At 59.1% G+C, this 8,088-nt stretch carries 8 protein-coding genes and 1 pseudogene; 1 reads left to right on the forward strand and 8 read right to left on the reverse strand.

Annotated elements, in window-relative coordinates; translation table 11 throughout:
• Nucleotides 1–7 precede the first annotated feature (7 nt).
• Nucleotides 8–406 (forward strand): hypothetical protein, encoded by a 399-nt coding sequence (locus Q1A59_RS09385; protein WP_298401694.1) that lies wholly within the window; start codon nucleotides 8–10, stop codon nucleotides 404–406.
• 5 nt (nucleotides 407–411) lie between these two features.
• Here Q1A59_RS09385 and Q1A59_RS09390 read toward each other — a convergent pair whose 3' ends face one another.
• From Q1A59_RS09390 to Q1A59_RS09425, 8 genes and pseudogenes are all read right to left on the reverse strand, one after another.
• Nucleotides 412–1,398 (reverse strand): biotin-dependent carboxyltransferase family protein, encoded by a 987-nt coding sequence (locus Q1A59_RS09390; protein WP_299644899.1) that lies wholly within the window; start codon nucleotides 1,396–1,398, stop codon nucleotides 412–414.
• A 116-nt stretch (nucleotides 1,399–1,514) separates the two neighbouring features.
• Entirely contained in the window at nucleotides 1,515–2,171 is a 657-nt protein-coding gene (gene pxpB / locus Q1A59_RS09395) for a 5-oxoprolinase subunit PxpB (protein WP_298482915.1), read from the reverse strand.
• Nucleotides 2,168–2,929, reverse strand: a complete 762-nt coding sequence (locus Q1A59_RS09400) for a LamB/YcsF family protein (protein ID WP_298401700.1) — start codon at nucleotides 2,927–2,929, stop codon at nucleotides 2,168–2,170. Before Q1A59_RS09400 ends, pxpB begins: the two co-directional genes overlap by 4 nt.
• Before the next feature lie 52 nt (nucleotides 2,930–2,981).
• On the reverse strand, nucleotides 2,982–4,139 hold the full coding sequence (locus Q1A59_RS09405) for a sugar MFS transporter (protein WP_298401702.1): 1,158 nt from the start codon (nucleotides 4,137–4,139) through the stop codon (nucleotides 2,982–2,984).
• Nucleotides 4,136–5,416, reverse strand: a complete 1,281-nt coding sequence (locus Q1A59_RS09410) for a glycosyltransferase (RefSeq protein ID WP_298401704.1) — start codon at nucleotides 5,414–5,416, stop codon at nucleotides 4,136–4,138. Before Q1A59_RS09410 ends, Q1A59_RS09405 begins: the two co-directional genes overlap by 4 nt.
• Nucleotides 5,417–5,582: 166 nt before the next feature.
• A complete protein-coding gene (locus Q1A59_RS09415) occupies nucleotides 5,583–6,275 on the reverse strand; it encodes a glycosyltransferase family 2 protein (protein WP_298482913.1) in 693 nt (230 codons plus the stop codon).
• A 74-nt stretch (nucleotides 6,276–6,349) separates the two neighbouring features.
• Nucleotides 6,350–7,594, reverse strand: coding sequence for a lipopolysaccharide biosynthesis protein (locus Q1A59_RS09420; protein WP_299644900.1), 1,245 nt, complete (start codon nucleotides 7,592–7,594; stop codon nucleotides 6,350–6,352).
• A gap of 138 nt (nucleotides 7,595–7,732) precedes the next feature.
• Nucleotides 7,733–8,088 (reverse strand): annotated as a pseudogene (locus tag Q1A59_RS09425) (hypothetical protein); the annotation flags it as partial.

Raw genomic sequence — 8,088 nt, forward strand, 5'->3', positions numbered from 1 at the left:
CCGCATCATGGATCCAATCTTCATTACAATTCGTAACGTTCACGCTATCTTTGGCCGTGAGGTGTTGTCGGTCTTGATCGTTGCTGCTGCCTTCTACCTTGCCTTTACCTACCGGCCTAACGCGCCGCGTAGCCCGGTGGCGCGGATCTTTCCCGTCTTGATCGACATCCAAGCCACGCTAGGGTTAATCTATTGGCTTGTTGGTATCTTTACCGGTATCTCGTATTTTCTCAGCTTTCCATTTATCTTGCATCCATTCCTTGGGCTGGTGACAGCCGTAGTGACACACCTTCTCTTCGGAGCACGTAATCCCTTTGCTCGCCTCAATCGCTGGGCAGGGCCGGCTGCATCGGCTGTCGTGTTAGTGCTGGTGCTGAGCAATGCAATGATTGCGATAATGGCGTGACCGGTCTACCCGATTGCGCCGGCTTGGGCCAACAGCTCGCCGCTCTCGTCATCCTCCGGGCCGGTGGCAAGCCATGCCGCCTGCTCGGCTAGCGCCGCGTGTGCTGTTGCTAGATCAGTGGCAACAAATGCGAGCCGGTCGCCGGGCAAGAGTTGGGCCGCTAGTGGCAGATCGGCCCCGATCACGACGGCAATCACCGGGTAGCCGCCAGTGGTTTGGGCGTCAGCCAGCAACAGAATCGGCTGGCCATCGGGCGGTATTTGGATCGCACCCGGTACGACGCCAAACGACGGTAGCGAGAGCTGATGAGTGGGCAACGTTGCCCCGGCCAAGCGATACCCCTGCCGGCTGGCCGCCTGATCGACCTGAAACGTCGTCTTCAGCAACTGTTCCCATGCCTCCGGCAGCATGGTATGCTGCGGGACGGGTAAGACGCGCAAGTGCGGCTGCGCGCAGTATGCTGGTCTGCGTTCGACTGGCCACCACCGCATGCCATCGGCGGCGGTGAATGAGCGAGGCTCCACGGTAATCCGGTCGCCGGCTCGCAATGCGCGCCCCTGATAACCGCCGAAACCGCCGGCCAGACATGTGCCCGCGCCGCCAACTGCCCATTCTGCTGTTAATTCGCCAGCGATCGCCAGATACGTCCGCCCGCCCCAATTGTCCCGTCGTCCGTGCAGCCGTAACACACTGCCTGCCGGCGCGATCGCGCTGCACCACGGGGCGAGCGGCGCATCATCGAGATAAGCTTGGAGATCGGCACCGGCTAGCCCGATCAGCATTGGCGCGCCAAACCGGATCTGCACGCCGCCGGCTGTTAGTTCCAGCGCCGGCGCGTCTGGTCGGTTCCCCGCCAAACGGTTGGCCACCGCTAGCGCAAACCGATCCATCGCTCCTCCCGCTGGCACCCCGTACCGCCGCGCGGCAGGCCGGCCTCCGTCTTGAATGGTCATGAGTGGCCCGGGGGCAATGATGTCGAGAAAGGTAGCCACATGAGTGTCCGGTTCGGATAAAACGTATCAACACAGGTTGAGACGGAATGTTCGCAGATCAGAAACATCTATATCTATCCGCTCCCCCAAATTTGGCGCCCTTTGCGCCGTTGTATTTATCGCCGTTGCGTCTCTGCGTTCACAAACCGCACCCGATCACCCGGCTGCAACAAGGCTGGCGGATCTGCCGCCGGATCAAACAGTGTAACGTCGGTGCGACCGATCACATGCCAGCCGCCGGGCAAGGTTGTTGGGTAGATACCGGTCATCCCGGCGGCAATTGCCACCGAACCGGCCGGTACTGCGACTCGTGGTGTGGCCCGGCGAGGAAGGTGTAGCACCAGCGGTAACCAGCCAAGATACGGGAAGCCCGGCGCAAAGCCGATCATCAACACCTGCTGCTCAGTTGCGGTGTGAAGGTCAATCACTTCCTGCGGCGACAGCCCAACCTGTGCGGCCACTTCATCCAAATCGGGACCATCGATACCGCCGTAATGCACCGAGATCACCAATTCGCGTCCTGTTGGCAATGCAGTGAGTGGTGGATGCGTTGCAAGCGTATGTAAACGATCCGTGAGCTGGGTGCGATCGATTGTGAGCGGATCAAAACACACCAGCAGCGAATCGATCGCCGGCACTAGATCGATTACCCCCGGCAGCGGATCGCGTTGCAGGTCAGTCATTGCCGCTAGTGGTGCGCCTGCCGCAGCTAGCTCTGCCGGCCAGCGCACCAGCAGCGCCGCTTCGCCCATCAAGTCAATCCGCCCGCTCATCGCTCCGGCGCCCGCACCGTAATTCCTGCCGCTGCCAATCCTTGTCGCAACACTGCCGCTCGCGTTGCCGCTCCCGGCGTATCGCCGTGGATACAAATGGTGTCAGCGCGTAACCGAACCGGCGTGCCATCGACCGCGAGCACGATACCATCGCGGACAATCCTGAGGGTCTGGGCCACACACGCTGCCGGATCGACGATCAGCGCATCGGGGTGTCGCCGGTCACGCAGTTGGCCATCAGCTTCGTAGGCTCGATCGGCAAAGGCTTCGGCCAGTACTGGCAGCCCAGCCTCAACCCCAGCTGCGATCAGTGCCGATCCGGCTAAGCCCACCAGCGCCACCTCGCGGCTAAACGCGGCGACAGCGCGGGCAATGGCCGCGGCGACGGCGTGATCACGCACGGCGACATTATAGAGCGCGCCATGTGGTTTGACATGGCGCAATTCGACCCCCTCGGCGCGGGCAATCGCGGCCAGCGCGCCGATTTGAGCTAGTATCCAATCCTCGATTTCGTCTGGCGATAGCGGTAATACGCGTCGGCCAAACCCGTACAGATCGGGATAGCTAGGGTGTGCGCCGACTGCTACTCCCAACTCGCGACAGCGCCGCACTGTGTGGCGCATCACGACGGGATCGCCAGCATGTCCGCCGCACGCCACGTTTGCCGAACTGACAAAGGGCAGAATCCCTTCGTCATCACCCACCTGAAACGCGCCGTAACTCTCGCCGCAATCGCAATTTAGATCGATGGCAATCATGGTCTTGACACTGTTCGTGAGGCGCCCATCTGTGCGCCGCTCCCCTATGCCATCAGGCCGGCGATTTGGCCATCGCTGGCGGACGGCTCATCCCATGCCGGGCCACCACCAACATGACCACCATCAACGTCGCGTCAATCACGACCAGCAGCGCCCCGACCGGCGGGCCAAACCAGCCGATCAGCAACCCAAACAGCGCCGGCAGAAACAAACCACCACCGGTGCCGATCGTCAACGCTACGCTCAACGCTGCACCGCTCCGTCCGGCTGCTCGCGTGATCATTAACATGGTGGTCGGGAAGATGGGACCGCAGGCCATACCCATGAGCGCCACTGCTGCCAGTGCTAGCTCAGGTTGGGCTGTGCCAATGAACAACAATGCACCACCCAGCCCCAGCCCGCTCAAGCAGAGCAAAAGCAAGCGCAATGGCCCCAACCGGTCGCCCCAAATCGTCGCCACCAAGCGGCCACCGGTCAACATGCCCCAAAACAGGCTAGTGCTCAATGCCGCGATTGGTGCTGCTAAGCCGGCACCACGCTCGAGGATCAACGCGATCCAACCGCCGATCCCGATCTCGGTGCCGATATAGGTAAACATCAGGATACCAAACATCACTGCCGCCAACCAACGGGGGGCGCCATTCATCTGCGCTGCCGGCGCTTGCGTTGGTTCTTGCAGCGACAACGCGGGCCATACCAACACACCCATCAACAACGCCCCGATCCAGATCGCCGCTTGTGGTCGGTCAAAGAAGGTAATCATTGCCGCCACAATCAACGGCCCGCCGATTGAGCCAACGCTGAAAAAGAGGTTCAGCGCATTGAGTGCGCTAGCGCCGCCTTGGTACAAGCGGGCAACCAGCAGGTTGCCCCCGGCCAGCATCCCGCCATACCCGAAACCGGCAATCAGCGTGCCGGCGAGCATCCCAAACAGGAATGGGCTTAATCCGGCAATGAGCATTCCGCCGCTCATACAGGCTGCGCCCAACGCAATCACTGCGCGCATGCCCCACCGCCCGATAGCCGCTCCTACGCCAACTGACGCCAGCACGCCACCGAGCGAAAAGGCGGTAAACACCGCTCCAAGATCGGTCACTGCCCGTCCAACTTGTGTTGCCAAGCCGGGTAGACTCGGTCCAATTGCCGACAAGATCCACCCGACACCCAAGTAGAGCAGACCGACAATGATCAATGCCCGTGTTCGATTCACGATACTCGCACCAATCGCTGAGCCGACCAGATCGCCGCATGTGCCAGCATCAGCTCATCGTAGAGCGCAGTAATACGCCGAGCAATTGTCGGCCAGCCATACTCAGCCGCGCGTTGCACCGCCGCCGCACGTAGTTGCGCGGCCAATGCTGAGTCCGTTAAGATGCGCTCGATCTGTGCGGCTAGTGCCGCATCATCATCAGGTGGTACCAGTAAGCCGCTGCGTCGATCCTCGATCGTGAGCGCCAACCCGCCGACATTGGAGGCGACTACTGCCGCACCGCAAGCTAGCGCTTCCAGTGCTGCTAGCCCAAACGACTCGTAGTGTGAAGGGGCGGCCACCACATCAGCAGCGGCATAGTACAACGGCAACTGCTCTTGTGGTTGCGCGCCGACAAAGCGCACCTGCCTCACTATGCCCAGCTCGCGGCGCAAGGCATCAAGCCGGCGCTGTTCACTGTTCCAACGTTCTGTTTGCGTCTCGCTATCGCCGCCCACCAACACCACCTGCAAGCGCTCGCGCCAGTCGGGATGGCGGGTACTCAACCGAGCTGCTGCTCGGATGAGTGCATCCATACCTTTCAATGGCTCCATCCTTCCGACACAAACCAGTATGATTGCGTCGTGGGCCATCCCCAGCTCGGTGCGCGCCGTTGTGCGGTCGCCCGGTTGGAACCGACGTAGATCTACACCGCACGGAATCACTCGGATTCGGCTTGCATCGGCGCCATAATGCCACACCATCTGCGCTCGATCAAGCGGGGTAGCGGCGACCACTGCATCGACTTCTCGCAGCAACCGACGCTCGATCGCGATCCGCCGGTTCGTTTCAACCTCTTCATCCGAGCGGGCTACCCGGTTCTTCATTGCACCTAGCGTATGGAACATCTGGACCACTGGTGCGCGCCAGACCCGCCGTAAGCGGAGCGCTGCTTCCCCTGACAACCAATAGTGACTATGGATCAGATCGTAGCTTAGATCTTCACCATCGGCAAAACACCGCACGCGGTTGACGAACTCTGGTAAGTAGGTCAAGAGCAGATTCTTGTCGTAAGGCGCTGCTGGGCCGGCGTGTAGACTAATCACGCGCACTCCTCGGCCGATCGGCGTAACGGTTGGCATCGTGTGATCTTGGCTGCGGGTAAAGATATCGACAAATATCCCGCGTTGGCCCAGTTCACGGGCCAATTCACGCACATACACATTCATCCCGCCCGCCTCTTTGCCGCCCAATCGGGCCAGCGGGCTACTATGGACACTCAGCATCGCAACTCGCATGCGCTCCTCGTGGCGAACGAAAAGCGAGCGTGCCGGGAACTTCCCGCGCCGCCCGCCCCTCCGCGGAATGGCAGCAGGCCCAACGCCTGCCTTCTCTGAGTGTTGTATCACAAATTATCTGATTGCACAAGTATTACCGCAGTGATGACCCAATGTCGCCTGCTGCTCAAGCCCACAACCGATATTTCAACAGGGCAAAGATGGCGTAAAACCCTTGAATCGGCTTCATTTTCTTGCCTTCTTCGTAAGTGCGGCCCAGATAACTCACCGGCACTTCGTAAATCCGGTAGCCGCGCCGCAACACCTTGGCGGCAATTTCCGGCTCGATGCGAAAATCGTTGCTCTCAAGCCGTAAATCACGCAAAATGTCGGTGCGCACCACCTTATAGCAGGTCTCCATGTCAGAGATCCAGCAGTTGAAGAGAAAATTCGTCAAAAAGGTGAGGAACTTGTTGCCGATCGCATTCCAAAAATACATTCCGGTGTGGCGGCCAAGAAATCGGCTGCCGAAGACGACATCAACGCGCCGGTTCGCGATCGGTTTCACCAGTTCGTAGTAGTCTTGCGGGTCATATTCCAGATCGGCATCCTGAATAATCGTAATCTCGCCGCGGGCATGGGCTAAGCCGCTGCGTACCGCTGCCCCCTTGCCACGGTTCTGTGGGTGGCGAATGACCGTGAGGTATGGACGGTTGCGGGCTAGCTCAGCAAGGATCGTTGGCGTGTCATCGGTCGAATGGTCATCGACCACAATAATCTCTTTGTCGAGTTCAACGGCTTCGACTTGGGCCAGAATGGCTGGCAGCGTGGCAGCTTCGTTATAACAGGGAATGATAACGGAAATGAGCGGTTGTTTCATCAGAAGATACTATTCGTTACATTCGTTACGTCGCAGCACGATTGCTGGTTGGCTCGCTTCAGCGTACCGTGTGCTTAATCACCGGTGGGTTTCAGTTGCGGAGATTTCTCACGCCGAGCCAGTGCCATCGCTTCCATTGCCACAATGACCGCCGCCGCCAGCACCACTCCGGCCAGCGCGGCAACTGCGGCTTGGGTCAGTGCTTGCCGGCCAATTGTCACTCCCGGATTGGTGATGGTACCTAGATAACGTACCGTCACTTGCGGTGCGGCATCGGCAACCCGTAGCTCGTCAATCCGCCGCATTAAAATTTCGACCAGATTGAACGCCTGATCACGCGTACGGGTCAATTCACGTTGGCGAGCGGCCAATTGCTCATAACGGGCCTGTGCCGCATTGAACCGTTCGATGAGGAGTTTGCTTGCGGCTGGACTGAGTTCTTCAAGTGCTACCTTGCTCAAGCGTTCTGCTTCAAGCCGTACAGCACGTTGTTCCGCTTCAAGCGCAGCAATCAACCGGTCAAGCTCTAGTGCCGTCACGGTCGTGTTGTTCGTCAGCGAACTATCGAGTTGTAAGATTGGTCGGTCACCGCTCCGATCACTCAAATTACGAATTCTCAGTAACAGTGCGGCGATAGCATCAGCAGTATCGGCTTCATCACCCGCTTGCCCGTTCAGTCGTTCGCGCAGCAAGCGGGCATCACGCAGGATCTGCTCTAAATCATTGCTCCGCCGTAAATACTCGGCAAACCGATTGGTCCCTGCCGAGCGAGTGCTATTGACCAAATCACTCAGTCGCCGTACTTCTTGATCGGCTGTGGTGATCTCGCCTTGGGCAATAAATGCTTCCAGCGCTGCTTGGGCCGCTTGATACCGCATCTGTGCTTCGGCTAACTGCTGTTCAACCAGCGCGAGCGATGCTGTATCACGGGTGTACGTTTCGGTAACCAGTCGGGCGTATTCTTTTGCCCATGCCGTTGCCAACCGCTCCGCTTCGGCGCTCGTCTCAGCGCGAGCTGTGATCCGCACCAGATCACCGTTCGTATCAATCGCGATTCGGTTCACTAACTCGCCGGGTCGATAGTCAATCGCCAACGTGGTTGCTACCTGTTCTTCAAGGGTTGCATCACGCGTCAGAGCGAGCAACGCTTCACGCTGGTTCACCGTGGTGGTAAACAGCATTGAGTCGTGGCTGGTAAAACGAGAATCAAGCGTCACTTGCGCGCTGGCCGGCACAATCAACAGTGAGGAGCTAGCGGTATAGGGATAGGGCGGTTTCCGCAGAATTGCCGTTACAGCCACAATGATCGCTAACCCCACTGCTACGCCGATAATGATCCACCAACGGCGTCAAAGCGCTCGTAGATATGGTTTCAGATCGATTTCGTCTTCCATCGAGTCGCCTGTTGAACTTGCTTGAGATACCAAAGTGATTGTAGCAGACAGTGACTTTATTCGTCAATTGTAGTAGAAGAATATGATCGCAATCAGCGCCGCTCCATCGCAGATAGCCACAATGGCCAGCAAGATATAGGGCGTGTATGGGCGCCACCGTTCCGGCCAGAGCTGTTGCCATCCTAACCCGACCAACCAGATGGTTGGTACGATCGCCCAATACAAGTACCGACCACGCGGAATATGCGGCCGGCCTTCTATCGGTAACGGATGCAACCGGCCAAACAGCGCCACCCATGCCACGATGACGGCGATGAGACAGAGCCACATCCAGCGCTGTTGCCAGCGTGATAGGGTTGCCGGCCACGTACACGCGCCGCGCAGCAGGCCAATGATGGCTGCAATGCTCAAGCCGGCAA

It is taken from the genome of uncultured Chloroflexus sp. (assembly GCF_937951745.1).
In the GTDB taxonomy this organism is placed as follows: domain Bacteria; phylum Chloroflexota; class Chloroflexia; order Chloroflexales; family Chloroflexaceae; genus Chloroflexus.